This is a genomic window from Aeromonas sp. R9-2 (assembly GCF_040908025.1).
GTDB lineage: Bacteria > Pseudomonadota > Gammaproteobacteria > Enterobacterales > Aeromonadaceae > Aeromonas > Aeromonas veronii.
In genome coordinates this window covers 99,086-114,135 of sequence record NZ_JBFOCX010000026.1, presented here as the reverse complement: position 1 = coordinate 114,135, position 15,050 = coordinate 99,086, and the positions used below count along the sequence as shown (strand labels likewise).

At 60.5% G+C, this 15,050-nt stretch carries 14 protein-coding genes and 1 riboswitch; of the genes, 4 read left to right on the top strand and 10 right to left on the bottom strand.

Annotated features, from left to right (window positions below; all coding sequences use genetic code 11):
- Nucleotides 1-92 precede the first annotated feature (92 nt).
- The 4 genes from thrC to AB5Y71_RS14685 form a co-directional block, all read right to left on the bottom strand.
- Complete coding sequence (gene thrC / locus AB5Y71_RS14700) at nucleotides 93-1,367, bottom strand: threonine synthase (RefSeq protein WP_331485188.1); 1,275 nt, start codon at nucleotides 1,365-1,367, stop codon at nucleotides 93-95.
- Complete coding sequence (gene thrB, locus AB5Y71_RS14695; RefSeq protein WP_368171886.1) at nucleotides 1,364-2,359, bottom strand: homoserine kinase; 996 nt, start codon at nucleotides 2,357-2,359, stop codon at nucleotides 1,364-1,366. The genes thrC and thrB overlap by 4 nt, the downstream gene beginning before the upstream one ends.
- A 2-nt stretch (nucleotides 2,360-2,361) precedes the next feature.
- Nucleotides 2,362-4,821, bottom strand: a complete 2,460-nt coding sequence (gene thrA, locus AB5Y71_RS14690) for a bifunctional aspartate kinase/homoserine dehydrogenase I (protein WP_368171885.1) — start codon at nucleotides 4,819-4,821, stop codon at nucleotides 2,362-2,364.
- Between the two features lie 263 nt (nucleotides 4,822-5,084).
- Nucleotides 5,085-5,789, bottom strand: coding sequence for a tRNA/rRNA methyltransferase (locus AB5Y71_RS14685; RefSeq protein ID WP_005350238.1), 705 nt, complete (start codon nucleotides 5,787-5,789; stop codon nucleotides 5,085-5,087).
- A 206-nt stretch (nucleotides 5,790-5,995) separates the two neighbouring features.
- Between AB5Y71_RS14685 and aceK the strand changes: the two genes are divergently transcribed.
- Nucleotides 5,996-7,723 carry a bifunctional isocitrate dehydrogenase kinase/phosphatase gene (aceK, locus tag AB5Y71_RS14680; protein WP_368171884.1) on the top strand — a complete coding sequence of 576 codons (1,728 nt, stop codon included), beginning with the start codon at nucleotides 5,996-5,998 and terminating at the stop codon, nucleotides 7,721-7,723.
- Between the two features lie 77 nt (nucleotides 7,724-7,800).
- Here aceK and tesB read toward each other — a convergent pair whose 3' ends face one another.
- Nucleotides 7,801-8,667 carry an acyl-CoA thioesterase II gene (gene tesB / locus AB5Y71_RS14675; RefSeq protein WP_042032451.1) on the bottom strand — a complete coding sequence of 289 codons (867 nt, stop codon included), beginning with the start codon at nucleotides 8,665-8,667 and terminating at the stop codon, nucleotides 7,801-7,803.
- A gap of 172 nt (nucleotides 8,668-8,839) precedes the next feature.
- Here tesB and AB5Y71_RS14670 point away from each other — a divergent pair, with 172 nt between their 5' ends.
- The 3 genes from AB5Y71_RS14670 (at nucleotide 8,840) to AB5Y71_RS14660 (ending at nucleotide 10,739) form a co-directional block, all read left to right on the top strand.
- The gene (locus AB5Y71_RS14670) at nucleotides 8,840-9,574 is read left to right on the top strand and encodes a substrate-binding periplasmic protein (protein WP_368171883.1); all 735 of its coding nucleotides are present in this window, start codon (nucleotides 8,840-8,842) and stop codon (nucleotides 9,572-9,574) included.
- 308 nt (nucleotides 9,575-9,882) lie between these two features.
- Nucleotides 9,883-9,959, top strand: a riboswitch (Fluoride riboswitch).
- Nucleotides 9,960-10,026: 67 nt separating this feature from the next.
- Entirely contained in the window at nucleotides 10,027-10,410 is a 384-nt protein-coding gene (gene crcB, locus AB5Y71_RS14665; protein ID WP_033116160.1) for a fluoride efflux transporter CrcB, read from the top strand.
- A gap of 11 nt (nucleotides 10,411-10,421) precedes the next feature.
- On the top strand, nucleotides 10,422-10,739 hold the full coding sequence (locus tag AB5Y71_RS14660) for a DUF190 domain-containing protein (RefSeq protein WP_043851430.1): 318 nt from the start codon (nucleotides 10,422-10,424) through the stop codon (nucleotides 10,737-10,739).
- Between the two features lie 216 nt (nucleotides 10,740-10,955).
- On the opposite strand, the gene rluB is transcribed toward AB5Y71_RS14660, so the two are convergent.
- The 5 genes from rluB to AB5Y71_RS14635 all read right to left on the bottom strand — a co-directional run bounded on the left by rluB (nucleotide 10,956) and on the right by AB5Y71_RS14635 (nucleotide 14,958).
- A complete protein-coding gene (rluB, locus tag AB5Y71_RS14655) occupies nucleotides 10,956-11,879 on the bottom strand; it encodes a 23S rRNA pseudouridine(2605) synthase RluB (RefSeq protein WP_042032448.1) in 924 nt (307 codons plus the stop codon).
- Entirely contained in the window at nucleotides 11,872-12,459 is a 588-nt protein-coding gene (gene scpB, locus AB5Y71_RS14650) for an SMC-Scp complex subunit ScpB (protein WP_033113297.1), read from the bottom strand. The genes rluB and scpB overlap by 8 nt, the downstream gene beginning before the upstream one ends.
- Before the next feature lie 24 nt (nucleotides 12,460-12,483).
- On the bottom strand, nucleotides 12,484-13,353 hold the full coding sequence (locus tag AB5Y71_RS14645) for a ScpA family protein (protein ID WP_368171882.1): 870 nt from the start codon (nucleotides 13,351-13,353) through the stop codon (nucleotides 12,484-12,486).
- Nucleotides 13,346-13,966, bottom strand: coding sequence for an L-threonylcarbamoyladenylate synthase (locus AB5Y71_RS14640; protein WP_041208296.1), 621 nt, complete (start codon nucleotides 13,964-13,966; stop codon nucleotides 13,346-13,348). Before AB5Y71_RS14640 ends, AB5Y71_RS14645 begins: the two co-directional genes overlap by 8 nt.
- A 110-nt stretch (nucleotides 13,967-14,076) precedes the next feature.
- A complete protein-coding gene (locus AB5Y71_RS14635; protein WP_368171881.1) occupies nucleotides 14,077-14,958 on the bottom strand; it encodes a PHP domain-containing protein in 882 nt (293 codons plus the stop codon).
- Nucleotides 14,959-15,050: the final 92 nt, after the last annotated feature.

Here is a 15,050-nt window from a genome sequence, read left to right as displayed (position 1 = left end):
ATGCGTTCGGCATCCAGCTTCATTTTGCTACTTATAAAAATCCCCCGTTACCGGGGGATTTTTATTTCTATCGGTTATCTCAGCTCAGCTACTTACCCCACCAAAAACGCTCTTAACCGGGCAAACTCCGCTGGCAAATTCACGGAGAGCAGCGGCAGTTCGGCGTGCTTGGCGAGCGGGCCGGGTAGCGGTACATCGAGATGCAAGATCTCGTCCACCGACTCTTTGAACTTGGCGGGATGGGCGGTGCAGAGGAACACCCCCACTTCGTCCTCGGCCAGCTGTTCCCCCAGCAGATCCCAGGCGATGGCGCCGTGGGGTTCACAGAGGTAATCCAGCTGGTGCAGGCGTTTAAGGGCATCGCGAGTCTGGGCGTCGTCACGCATGCCTGACCCAAGGGTCTCCAATGCCCAGCCCTTGCGACGGCACAGCTCTTCTACTCGTGGCCAGTTGTTGGGGCGGCTCACATCCATGGCGTTAGACAGGGTGGCCACTGTCTGGTGCGGCTCCCACTGACCGGTTTTCAGGTAGCGCGGCACGGTATCGTTGGCGTTGGTGGCGGCGATAAAGCGCTTCACCGGCAGTCCCAGCGCCTTGGCGATGAGGCCCGCGGTGAGGTTGCCAAAGTTGCCGGACGGCACGCTGATCACCGCCTTGGCACGGTCGGCCTTGGGCAACTGGGCCACCGCTTCGAAGTAGTAGCAAACCTGCGCCAGCAGACGGCTGATATTGATGGAGTTGGCGGAGTTGAGGCCAATGGCCTTTTTCAGCGCCTCGTCGTCAAAGGCCTGTTTTACCAGCGCCTGACAGGCATCGAAGTCGCCGTCGATGGCGATGGTGCGGATATTGCCGCCGAGGGTGCAGAAGAGCTTCTCCTGCAGCGGGCTTATCTTGCCCTTGGGATAGAGGATCACCACCTCGATCCCCTCCAGCCCGTAGAAGGCGTGGGCCACGGCGGCGCCGGTGTCGCCGGAGGTGGCGGTGAGGATGGTGATTTTGTCGTTGGTTCTAAAGGCCGCGAGGCACTGGGCCATAAAGCGGCCGCCGAAATCCTTGAACGCCAGAGTCGGGCCGTGGAACAGCTCAAGGGCATAAGTGCCGTCTTTCAATTTGACCAGCGGCGCCGGGAAGGTGAAGGCGGCGTTGACAAGCTCGCTCACCTTGGCGGCGGGCACTTCGTCCCCCAGCAGGTGGCTCAGGATGCGGGCAGAGCGTTCGGCCAGCGGCAGATCGAGCAGGGCATCCACATCGGCGAGCGGTTCGAGTTGTTCGGGGAAGAAGAGCCCCTGTTCGCGACCCAAGCCCTGACGCACCGCCTGAGCGAAGCTCACCTGTTCGCTGTTGTCCTTGATGTTGTAGAGATTCATAGCTCGCTTCCTGTTACCCGTGCCCCGGCCATGTCCAGTTTGCAGACCCGGGCAAATCCATCTTCGTTCTGCACAAAATGTGCTTCCATCCAATCCTTCATCCGCTCGGCCTGCGCCAGCTCCTTCATCACCACAAACACGGTGGGGCCGGAGCCGGAGATGCCGGTGGCGAGCGCCCCGTTCTGGGCCGCCTGAGCCCGCACCTCGGCAAAGCCTTCGATCAGCGCCGCGCGGTAGGGCTCGGCAATCACGTCTTTCAATACGCTGGCGGCCAATCCCTCCTGCCCGGTGTAGCTGGCGTGGACAAAGGCAGCCAAGCGGCGACCGTAGGTGAGGCAATCCTGACGGCGATATTGGGCCGGCAGGATGGCGCGGGCGGCGGCGGTGGAGACCACAGTGCCCGGGTAGCAGACCACCCAGTACCACTCGTCAAACACCGGGATGCCCTGGCTGATAACCCCCGCCTCCTCCACCACCAGCTGCATGCCGCCGAGATAACAGGGGGCCACGTTGTCGTAGTGAACGGAGCCGGAGATCTTGCCCTCCATCTCCCCCATCAGCAGCAGCATGTCGTGTTCATTAAGCGGTGCGCCGTGAAAGGCGTTGAGCCCTTCAAGGGCCGCCACCACGCTGCAGGCACTGGAACCCAGACCCGAACCGACAGGCAAGTTCTTCTCCAGCACCATTTCGAGCGGCTGGAGTTTCAGGCCGCGCTTTTCCAGCGCCTCGCCATAGGCGACCCAGCAGTCATGGAGGATATTCTTTTTCGGATCGTCCGGCAGCTTGTGGGCGTAACGGCCCACAGAGGACAGCGCAAAAGGCACGTCTGCCGCTTTCACCTGCACCCGATCACCGAGCAGAGAGCCATCAACGGGGGCGAGCGCCGCCCCCAGTACATCGAATCCCACGCTCAGGTTGGCGCTGGAGGCGGGCGCATAGGCGACGACGCTACCGCCGTCCGTCATATAAGAGGGGTACATGTCTGAACTCATGCTTATAGCTCCTGCTTCCAGTTCTGGGTGCGCAGCACGTCGGCAAAGACGCCCGCCGCAGTCACTTCGGTACCGGCGCCATAGCCGCGCAGCACCAGCGGGATCGGCTGGTAGTAGGTGGAGAAGAAGGCGAGCGCGTTCTCCCCGTCTTTGACCTTGAACAGCGGCTCGTCGCCACCGACCGCCTTGATGGCGACCTTGCACTTGCCACCTTCAATGGAGCCCACATAGCGCAGCACCTTGCCTTCACGCTGGGCCGCTGCGAACTGGTCGCGGAACCAGCCGTCCGCCTCCGGCAGGCGGGCCATAAAGGCTTCCACGTCGCCGCTGACGTCAAAGCCCGGCGGCAGCGCCTGCTCCACGTCCACATCGGAGAGCTCCAGCGCCATGCCCGCCTCGCGAGCCAGAATGAGCAGCTTGCGCGCCACATCCATGCCGTTGAGATCGTCGCGGGGATCCGGCTCGGTAAAGCCGTTGCTGCGAGCGATTTGGGTTGCCTCGGAGAAGGCCATCCCCTCATCCAGCTTGCCGAAGATAAAGGAGAGGGAGCCGGACAGGATGCCGTCGAAGGCACGCAGCTTGTCACCGGCCTTGATGAGGTTCTGCAGGTTCTCGATAACCGGCAAACCGGCTCCCACGTTGGTCTCGTACAGGAACTTGCGGCGAGTCTGGCGGGCAGTGCGACGCAGCGCCTTGTAGTAATCGAGCGAGCCGGTGTTGGCCTTCTTGTTCGGAGTCACCACATGGAAACCGGCGGCGAGGAAGTCGGCATACTGGACGGCCACCTCCTCGGAGGAGGTGCAGTCAACGATCACCGGGTTGATGATGTGGCTATCTTCCACCAGCTTTTTCACCCCTTCCAGCGAGAAGCTGTCGCGGGCTTCCGCCAGCTGTTCGCGCCAGTTGGCGAGGTTCAGGCCATCCTTGTTGACCGCCATCTGGCGGCTGTTGGCGATGCCGACCACGCGAAGGCCAGTGCCCTGCTCGGCCAGCACCGGTTGCTGGCGGGCAATCTGATCCACCAGCGCCGCACCGACGCCGCCGACTCCGACCACAAAGAGATCGATAAACTGCTGGCTGCCAAAGAAGTTCTGGTGACACGCCTTGATGGCTTCCGCCACCTTGCGATCCCGCACCACCGCCGAGATGGAGCGCTCGCTCGACCCCTGCGCAATGGCGACGATATTGATGGAGGCTTGCGCCAGCGAAGTAAAGAAGCGGGCTGCCATCCCCTTGCTGGTGCGCATGCCGTCACCGATCAGGGAAATGATCGCCAGATCGCTGATGATATCCAGCGGCTCCAGCAGCTGGTTTTTGAATTCCAGCTCGAACTCGCGCTCCAGCACCTTGCGAGTCTTCTCGCTGTCGTAGCTGTGGATACAGAAGCTGACGCTGTACTCGGAAGATGACTGGGTGATCAGCACGATACTGACCCCGGCGCGGGAGACGGCGGAGAAGATGCGACCGGCCATGCCGACCATGCCCTTCATGCCGGGGCCGGAGACGTTGAACATGCACATGCCGGAGAGATCCGAGATGGCCTTCACTTTCAGGTCATCGTCACCGCTCTCGGGGCCGATCAGGGTGCCCGGCCCTTGCGGGTTGAAGCTGTTCTTGATGAGGCAGGGAATATGGAACTGGGCCACCGGCGCGATGGTTTTCGGGTGCAGCACCTTGGCGCCGAAGTAGGAGAGCTCCATCGCCTCCTTGTAGGAGAGGGTTTTCAGCAGATAGGCATCCGGCACCAGACGGGGATCGCAGCTGTAGCAACCCTCGACGTCAGTCCAGATCTCGCAGCACTCGGCATCAACGCATGCCGCCAAGACGGCGGCGGAGTAGTCGGAGCCGTTGCGGCCCAGCAGCACGGTCTCGCCCTTGTCGCTGCCACCGGTAAAGCCCGGCATCAGGTAGAGGCAATCGCTACGCAGCCCCTTGGCGGCAAAACGCAGGCGGGACGCTTCGATATCGACGTGGGCTTCCAGATAACCGCCGTCGGTCACCAGCAGCTCTTCAGGTACGATCAGCTCCAGATCCAGACCGCGCACCCGCAGCAGTTCGTGCATAAAGGCGATGGAGAGGTTCTCGCCACGGCTCAGAATGCGCGCCTGCACGTTGTCCGGGCAGAGGCCCAGCAGACGGATGCCCTGCATCAGCCGCTCCACCTGATCCAGCTCGGCGGTGAGACGGGCCAGCAGCGCCTTGTCATCGAGCGCCGGATAGGCCGCCTTCAACCCGGCCAGCAGTCGGGAGAAGATACCGTTGACTTCAAACAGGGTGGAACTGGCATCCATGCCGCGACTGGTCTGCTCGACCAGCGCCACCAGATGATTGGTCACCTTGGCAGGTGCAGAGAGCACCAGGGCTACCTGAGATTGGCCGTGGGTGTTGACCGCGATATCGGCCACCCGTAAAAAACGCTCTGCATCGGCCAGTGAAGACCCGCCAAATTTCAACACTCTCATCGCTTTCTCTCCCTGTAAGTCTATGAAATTCAATCTAAAAACCAATCCAACAAAAAGGCCCGTACTGGGTGGGTACGGGCCTTTTTTGATTTCTGTGCTTGTTCGTCAGCGCATCAACCGGCCCCAGTGCCACCTGTGGTGGTACCGGTAATAATGGTGGTGGTGATGACGTTGGTGAATAACTGCATGACGAACACTCGTTGACGAAGCTGGCTTTTAGCAATACCGCGGCGGGCGCTGGGCTGTCAACTTAAACCTCTTCGCTACTCACGCCCAAAGCGGCGAGCAAGGTCTTTGCAGAGCAGGTGGAGCATGTTCAAATCCCGCTGCGGCAGCATGGGCACCCGGTCCATCACCCACTGATGCAGTTTTTCATCCTGCGAAACTCCGAGTTCACCCAGCAATTCTGCTGTTTTGCTTTTCAGCACCCGAACCTGCCCAGCGTTATCAAAATTTTCTGCTACCGCAGCGCCGCCGTCGGCGTTCAGCTCATCCATCAGCTGACTCATCTCGTAGGCGTAGAGCATGATCGCCTGCCCCAGATTGAGGGAGGGGTAGCTCACCTTGAGGGGCAGATAGCTGATGAGATCGACCTCGGCCAACTGCTCGTTGGAAAGCCCCGACTCCTCGCAGCCAAAGACGATGGCCACCTTGTTGAGCGATGGCTTGCTGCGGATCTGCTCGCGGATCTCCCCCGGCGTGAGGTAGTGCTGGTAGCGACCGCGTTCACGGGCGGTGGTGGCGATCACCAGATCCATGTCCGCCAGCGCCTCGGGCAGGGTATCGAACGCCTCGGCCTGAGTCAGGATCTCCTGGGCGCCGTGGGCCACCCAGCTCGCCTCCTCCTCTTCGTGTACCCGGCTCGCCACCAGTCGCATGGCATCGAATCCCATGGTTTTCATGGCGCGGGCAGCCGCCCCCACGTTCGCAGGTCGGGCAGGTGCCACTAGGACAAAATAGAGCTTCATCGGGTTTCCTCACAGGCCGGACGGCCTCTCAAACAGACAGCAAACAGTCGCTAAACCATCACCAAAACAGGGGCGCAATCTACCGTTTATCCCCCAAAATTGCCACTTGAACAGACGTTTGAATGTTGCGATAGTGGCCTGACGTGTGAACAAATTACACCCAATCCTTCGCGCTATCGGCCCGACAGATCACAAGGAAGAGAGAGATGCAGCAGCCATTGGAACAGGCCGTCGCCGAGACTATCTTGCAACGCTTCGAGTCGTTTTACAGCCGGTTTCTCGAGATAACCCAGGGCAGCAAGAGCCGCTTCGAGAACAGTGACTGGCTGGGAGTGCAGCTGGCGGGGCGCGAGCGAATTCGCCTCTATGACCACCATGTGGGGGCCACCGCCAGCTCCATCCGCCAGATGATGGGGGAGCACCACGCCACTCAGGAGCTGCTCAAGCGGGTCAAAAGTGCCTTCAGCGATCTGCTGCCCCGTTGTGACAACTTCGAGGTGGCGGAGTCCTTCTTCAACTCCGTCTATCGCCGGATCTTTCGCCATCGCAATATCCGCGACGAGAACCTCTATATCCACCCCTTCGTCAGCCGTGGCGACAAACCCGATCTCGGCGCATTGCTGCGCATCTATCGCACCGATCTCGCCCACCTGCCGCAGACCCTGAGTCAGCTGCTCGGGGATTACAGCTTCACCCTCCCCTACGAGGACAAGCAGCGGGATATTGTCGACATCCACCGCCATCTTGCTGAGAACGGCCCGCAAATCCTTCATGATGAGCCCTTTGCCATCGAGCTGTTGAAAGAGGTGTTCTACCGCAACAAGGGAGCCTATCTGGTGGGGCTGATCCGGGTCAAGGATCAGGTCTTCCCCTTTATCCTGCCCCTGCTCAGCACCGGCCACAGCATCTATGTGGATACCGTCATCTTCGAGCCGGATCTCGCCTCCATCGTGTTTGGCTTCGCCCGCGCCTACTTTATGGTCTATGCCCGCGAACCGGCACTGTTTGTCGCCTTTCTGCGCCAGATCATGCCCCACAAGCCCGATTACGAGATCTACAACGCCATCGGCTGCCAGAAGCATGGCAAGACCGAGCTCTATCGTCACTACCGCCACCATCTGGCCCAGAGCCGGGATCAGTTCATCATTGCGCCGGGCATCAAGGGGATGGTGATGAGCGTGTTTACCCTCCCCTCCTACGATGTGGTGTTCAAGGTGATAAAAGACGAGTTCACTCCCCCGAAGGATGTGAGCCACGAGCAGGTGAAGGCAAAATACCGGCTGGTTAAACAGCACGATCGGGTGGGTCGGATGGCCGATACCCAGGAGTTCACCAACTTCGAGTTTCCGCTGGACCGCATCTCGCCGGAGCTCCTTGCCGAGCTCAAGACGGTGGCACCCTCGGCGCTCACCATCAGCGACGACAAGCTGGTGATCAAGCACCTCTATACCGAGCGCAAGATGATCCCCCTCAACCTCTATCTGGACAAGGCGGACGAGCAGCAGACCCGCCTCGCGCTGGAGGAGTACGGCAACGCCATCAAGCAGCTGGCGGCGGCCAACATCTTCCCGGGGGACATGCTGTTCAAGAACTTTGGCGTCACCCGTCACGGCCGGGTGGTCTTCTACGACTACGACGAGATCTGCTACATGACGGAGTGCAACTTCCGCCAGATCCCGCCGCCGCGCTACCCCGAGGATGAGTGGAGCGCCGAGCCCTGGTACTCGGTCGCCCCCAACGACATCTTCCCCGAGGAGTTCGCCACCTTCCTGCTGCAAAAACCGCAGGTGCGGGAGATCATGTTGCAACTGCACAAGGAGATGTTTGACGCCAACTACTGGAAGATGCTGCAGAGCAACATCAAGGTGGGGGTGTTCGAGGATGTCTACCCCTACCGGCGCAAGAAGCGCTTCAAGTACCAGCGCGGCGGCTGATCCCGCTGGCCCGCGCACATCGCAGCAACGAAAACGGGGTGGCCAAAGCCACCCCGTTTTGCTATCCGCTTTGCGCCTTAACTGCCGCGACGGCGGATCACCCCCTCCTGCATGGTGCTCGCCACCAGCACCCCGTCACGGGTGAAGAACTGACCGCGCACCAGACCACGACCGCTGCTGGCGCTCGGGCTGTCTACCACGTAGAGCAGCCAGTCGTCGAAGCGGAAATCCCGGTGGAACCACATGGAGTGGTCGATGGTGGCCACCTGCATATCCGGCTCCCAGTAGGACACCCCGTGGGGCTGCAGCGAGGTGAGCAGGAAGTTGAAGTCGGAGGCGTAGGCCAGCAGGTATTTGTGCACCCGCAGATCGTCCGGCATCTGGCCGTTGGCCTTGAACCAGACGTGGCGCACCGGATCCTGCACCGTCGGCCGAATAGGGTCGACTAGGGTCACCGGGCGCATCTCGATGGGCTGCTCACAGAGGATCTTGTCCCGCAGGGAGGCAGGGATCAGGTTCTCGTAGGGGCGCACCAGCTCCAGCTCGCTCTTGAGCTCCTCCGGCGGAGTAATGCCGGTCGGCATCTGCGCCTGATGCTCGAAGCCGTCGGCGGGCACCTGAAACGAGGCGTTGAGATAGAAGATGGGCTTGCCGCCCTGAATCGCCTTGACCCGGCGAGTGGAGACGGTCTGGCCGTCACGGATATTCTCCACGTCATAGACGATGGGACGGGTCACATCCCCCGGACGCAGGAAGTAGGAGTGAAAACTGTGAACCTGACGGCCGGTCTCGACCGTCTGCTTGGCGGCTGACAAGGCCTGCCCCATTACCTGTCCGCCAAACACGGCCCGCAGACCGAGATCCTGGCTCTGGCCCCGAAACAGGCCCTCCTCGATTTTTTCCAGCGCCAGCAACGCCAGCAGCCCATCAAGTACCTTGCTCATTGTTCACTCCTCTGTCAGAGCCGCACAGGCTAACAAGCTCACCGGAGCAGAGCAACCGCCACGCGTCCGTTCATGTCGCCCGGAAGGCGCAGAAACAGTGCGCTTCGAATCTGTTTTTTCCCCGGTGAAACCGTTAATCTGAAAAAAGTCGATAGAGGCGAGGTCACCAGCCATGCACATTCGTTATCCACTCACCCTCTCTGTCGCTCACCCCTCTTGTTTGCGCCTGCGCCATCCGCTGCTTGCCCCTCTCCTTGCGCTCTCGCTGCTCCCTGCCAGCGCGGCGCAGAGCGCGGTGATCATCACCGGCGAACTGCCCCCCTACTCCTCTGCGGAGCTGGCCAACGGCGGCGAGCTGGCAAGCAAGGTGCTCACCATTCTCAAAGAGGCTGGCCACCCGGATCTGCAGATCTCCTATCAGCCCTGGCCACGCGGACTTAAAAACATCGAGCTGGGCAACGCCATCGCCGCGTTCCCCTTTACCTGGACCAACGAGCGCAGCAACAGCCTGCTGTTCAGCACCCCCATCGCCTTCGATATCCAGTCCTGGTACACCACGCCCGACAAGAAGGGGCTGGAATCCCCGCCCTGGCAGCAAAAAACCGCCTGCGTGCCCAAAGGGTGGTTCTCCGATGCCATCGAGCAGGTCATCAACGATCAGGGGCTGATCGTCAGAACCACCAACCGCCTCAACCAGTGCGTCGAGCTGCTGAAAAAGGGCAAAGTCGATCTGGTGCCTATCAACGACACCTCGAAAAAGAACCTATCCGAAGAGGACAACGCGGCCCTCTACCGCCTCTCGCTGTTTCGCCAGAACGTCACCTTCTATCTGGTCACCTCCCGCAACGAAGAGGGGGAGAAGTTTATCCACGACTTCAACGACAAATGGAACGCCCAGGCCTACTGACACGACCGCCCCTCCAGCTCGCAGACACCGCCGCATATCCCCGCCCCCAGACCTGAGAACACAGCCTGGCCGCATCGGCACTATCAATACCGCAGGATCGGAGGCAGTTGCCTGCCCCGCTATTCGGTGACTCACTCTGCAACCCCTTATGGGATTATTTCGCTGGTGATACAGCGAACCAGTAACTCGTTACATGGATGCAAAAATCATCGCATCGGACGGGAGCTTGGCTGGACGACCTTCTTGCCACCATGGCTGGCCGACAACACCAAACAGCGGCTCGACTTTTTCTCCGCGAAAGATACAATCCATGCACTGGAGATGGCATTCCTCCACATGCATACGCACACAAACCGCCGTTGTGGCTAATGATGCCTACGTTTCAGTCCAGGTCAGGGCTGCGTAGCATATGCACCACTGTCCTGGAGTCTCTGCACTAAAGGACGATTTATATGCTTAATTCGATTCTTGCCATCAGCGTTGGCGCCTCGTTTGGTGCCATATTTCGCTGGCTACTGGGCACATCCCTGAACGCTATCTTTCCTACCCTCCCGCTGGGCACTCTCGTGGCAAACTTGCTGGGAGGCTACCTGATCGGGATCGCTATCGCTTTCTTTTCCGCAAACCCCAATCTCCCCCCTGAATGGCGGCTGCTGGTGATCACCGGTTTTCTCGGCGGGTTAACGACCTTCTCAACATTCTCTGCTGAAGTCACTTCATTACTGCAGGCAGGTCGATTGGCCTGGGCAGGGGGGGCGATTTGTGTCCATGTACTGGGTTCGCTGGCTATGACTCTTGCCGGCATGTGGTCAATGTCAATGCTGCAACGGATGTGACAGGAGTATCTATGCAAGGCTATCAATTAACATTTTACACTCGCCAGGATCGCTCAATCGAGGGTCAACCCTTGGCACAATGGCTGGTCGAACAGGCTAAAGAGCTCGGTATTCAGGGGGCCACCCTGTTGGCTGCCAATGAAGGTCTTGGACATGACCGGCGTCTACACTCGGCTCATTTTTTCGAACTGTCAGATCAGCCATTGGAAGTGACGTTTTCAGTCACTGACAACGAGGTAAACCTCATTTTCGACCTGCTAAAGAAGCACAACACGAGTGTGTTTTATACCTTGATGCCAATAGAGTTCGGGATGTCTGGCGATCGCTAATCTGGTAATCAAATCACTACATCGCCTCTTGTCTGGCATAAGAGGCGATATAGCTTTAGCACACGACTTTACTCTTTCATTGCCTGTTCCTGCGCTACAGCAACCTAGGCGCCAACCATCGGATGGTTGCGTTAGATAAAAAAAGCCCGCACCAGTTGGTGCGGGCTTTTTGGCAAGTTTGCACGTCTATCAGTGTGCATCACTGGCAAACGGCGCTTATTTGCTGCCGGTGCCGGAGTTGCGGGTAGAGGCTTGCGGCTTGCGACGGGCGGTGGTGGCACGGGCACGGGGCTCCTTGCCTTGCAGCTCCTTGTGGCGCTTGACGGCGCGACGGATTTGGGCGGCCTGCTTGTGGCGGCTGCTCTTGCCATCCTGCTGCAGATCGACCTTGGATTCGGTCTCCGGCGGCAGGTTGACCAGACCGCGCAGGTAGTTCACTTCCGGCAGTTTCAGCTCCTGCCAGCCGCCGCGCGGGATGGCGCGATCCAGCTTGACGTCGCCGTAGCGGATCCGCATCAGGCGGCTCACCTGCACTTCCTGGGATTCCCACAGGCGGCGCACTTCACGGTTGCGACCTTCGGTCAGGGTGACGTTGAACCACTGGTTCAGACCCTCACCGCCAGCCGGCTTGATCTTGTTGAACTTGGCCATGCCATCTTCCAGCTGCACACCCTTGCGCAGGCGCTGCAGCATGGCTTCGGTGATTTCGCCAAACACGCGCACGGCATATTCCCGCTCCACTTCGTGGCTCGGGTGCATCAGGCGGTTGGCCAGCTCACCATCGGTAGTGAACAGCAGCAGACCTGAGGTGTTGACGTCGAGGCGACCAACCGCAATCCAGCGGGCCCCTTCCATCTTGGGCAGGCGATCAAACACGGTAGGACGACCTTCCGGATCGTGACGGGTACACATCTCCCCTTCCGGCTTGTGGTAAGCCAGTACGCGGCAGATCACTTCCTCTGCGGCACGGGTCTTGACCTGGTGACCATCCACCCGGATCACGGCGTTCACTTCGACGCGATCCCCCAGCGTGGCGACCTTGCCATCCACACTGACCCGACCTGCGGTGATCAGGGCCTCCATCTCACGACGGGAGCCGTGACCCGCGCGGGCCAACACTTTTTGCAGTTTTTCACTCATCGGGGTTACCTGATTGTTGATCGCTGCCCGTAAACATGGCGGACAACGGGGGTTGCAGCTCGGGATCCAGCTCGGGGAGCTGCTCCAGACTCTGCAGATTAAAGTAATCCAGAAACGCTCTGGTGGTGGCGAGCAGCTCGGGGCGACCCGCCACCTCTTTGTGGCCTATGCTGCGCACCCAGCCACGATCTTTCAAGGTATTCACTATCTGGCTCGAGACCGCGACCCCGCGGATCGCTTCGATCTCGGCCCGGGTGATGGGTTGACGATAGGCGATCAGCGTCAGCGTCTCCATCACGGCGCGCGAGTAGCGGGGCGCCCGCTCGCTCCAGAGCCGCGAGAGCTCTTCGGCATAATCCTGACGAGCCTGAAAGCGCCAGCCGGAGGCCACTTCCTTGAGCTCGACGCCCCGTTCGCTGTAATCCTGTTTGAGCTCCGCCAGCAGCAGTTGCACGTAGCGGGTGGTGACCGGATAGTCGGCCAGCACGCTGCCTTTGAGCTCGCTGACGTTGAGCGGACGCCCGGCGACAAAGAGGGCCGCCTCGATCAGCGTCTTTAATCGTTCAGCTGGCAGCGCCATTGGGCGTTCCTCGCAAAAGCCATCTCAATGGGCAAGACCACGCTCCCCCTCCTCGCTCTGGCTGGCCAGGGCAAAATGGATCGGACCCAGAGGCTCGGCCTGCAAAATCCAGATCAGCTGCTCCTTGCACAGCTCCAGCAGCGCCAGAAAGGTCACCAGCACGCCCATCCGCCCCTCTTCGGCACGCAGCACCTGCTCAAGACGCAGGGTCTGGCCCAGCGAGAGCATGGCGAGGATCTCCGCCATGCGTACCCGGGTCGGGATCTGTTCGCGGCGGATCTGATGATGCTCAAAATGAGTCGCGCGTTTTACCACACTTTGCATGTAAAGGGCGAGCTCAACCAGTGAAACATCGGGCGCCAGCGGCTTGAGATCGCCAAAATCGGGCGGCAGGGCGGCGGCGATAAAGATCTCCCGCTCCACCCGCGGCAGCTCGCTGACCCGCTCCGCACCTACCTTGTAGCGCTCGTACTCCTGCAGGCGGCGAATAAGTGTGACGCGGGGATCTTCCCCCTCATCTTCATCTTCCAGCTCCGGTGCCTTGGGCAGCAGCAAGCGGGATTTGATCTCGGCCAGCCAGGCCGCCATCAGCAGATATTCGGCAGCCAGCTCCAGATTGAGCCCCTGCATCAGCTCCACGTACTCCATGTACTGGGCGGTGATCTGCAGGATCGGCAGATTGAGGATATCGAGCTGCTGACGCCGGATGAGGTAGAGCAGCAGATCGAGCGGTCCCTCGAAGGTATCGAGGAACACCTCCAGCGCATCGGGCGGGATGAACAAGTCCTGGGGCAGCTCGTGGTAGGGCTGCCCCAGGACTTTCGCGATGGGAGGTGTGACGCCCGCGCCGTTATCGCCGGTGCTGGTCGTCACAGGATCTGCGGTATCACTCAAACGGGGTCGGGTCTCCGGCACCGCGACGACGCACTACCGGGTCGTCGTCGGAGAAGTCCACAACCGTGGTGGGCTGCTCGCCCAGATAACCGCCGTTGACCACCAGGTCGATCTGCTTGCCCAGCTTGTCGTAGATCTCCTCCGGGTCGAACTCCGCCATCTCGGAATCCGGCAGGATCAGCGAGGTGGAGAGCAGCGGCTCGCCGAGGGCTTCCAGCAGCGCCTGGGCAATCTTGTTGTCCGGCACCCGGATCCCGATGCTCTTCTTCTTCTCGTTCATCAGGCGGCGCGGCACCTCTTTGGTCGCCTTGAAGATGAAGGTGTAGGCACCCGGGGTGTTGTTCTTGATCAGGCGAAACGCGCCGTTATCGACTTTGGCGTAGGTGGCGATCTCGGAAAGATCGCGGCACACCAGGGTGAAATCGTGGTTGGCGTCGAGACGACGGATGCGGCAGATGCGCTCCAGCGCCCCCTTGTCACCCATGTGGCAACCCAGCGCATAACCTGAGTCGGTCGGATAGACGATAACGCCGCCGTTCTGGATGATCTGCACCGCCTGGCTGATCAGACGCGCCTGCGGGTTTTCCGGATGTACGTAAAAGTGCTGACTCATACCTTGTTCTCGCAATGGGGGCAGCAACATCTGCCCGCTTGATGGCCATGGAGCCGGGCTCCACGGCACTCACTTACTATTCTGCTTTAAAATTCGTCTCTTGCCGCCGGTCAGCGGCTGGCCACCAGAGCGGCATGCTCTTCCTGACTCAGCCCGAAGTGATCGGGAGAGACCAGCCAGAGCGGCGTCCCCTCTTTGGGTAGCCAGAGGTGGCGCCCCAGCTCGGTCCAGTTGGAGGGGAAGTGAAAATCGGACCCCACCGAAATGGCCAGACCATATTCGTTCGCCCACTGGCCCAGATTGGCCCGCTCCTGCGGACTCTGCTGGGGCAGCGAGACCTCCATGGCATCGCCGCCTGCCGCCTTGAAGGCCACCAGCAACCGCTTGATCCACTTGGCGGTGAGATCGTAACGGCTGGGATGGGCCAGCACCGCCAGCCCGCCCGCGGCGTGAATCGCAGTGATCGCGTCGCCCATCTCGGGCCACTGGGCAGGAGCATACCCCTTGTTGCCCCGGCTCAGGTACTTCTTGAATACCTTTTGCATGTTGTCGGCCACCCCGCGCGCCACCAGCACCCGGGCAAAGTGGGCCCGGGTCACGGCCGCATCACCGGCCAGCGCTTTGGCCTCATCATACGTGCCGGGAATGAGGCACTTCTCCAGACGGCGCCCGATCTCCTGCGCGCGCTCTTCGCGGCGGGCCTGCTGACCGGCCAGAAAGTCGGTCAGCTGCGGATTTTTTTCATCCACTCCCAGCGCCACGATATGGATCTCGTGATGCTCCCAGCCGGTGGAGATCTCGACCCCGCTCACCAGTCGCAGCGACAGTTGCTCGGCGGCGATGGTGCTGCGTGCCTCATCAAGGCCGGCAAGGGTGTCGTGGTCAGTAATTGCTAACACCTCGACCTCTTTCTCGGCGGCGCGGCGCACCAGTTCGGCGGGGCTCAGCACGCCATCCGAAGCGGTAGTATGACAGTGAAGATCGAATCTCATCGGGTTATTCCGCTCTCGTGGTCAGGTCACCATTCATGAAAAATCGGTGAAAGAAGGCTAAAAAGCGACTTGACTTGGCCGCGGCTTTATCG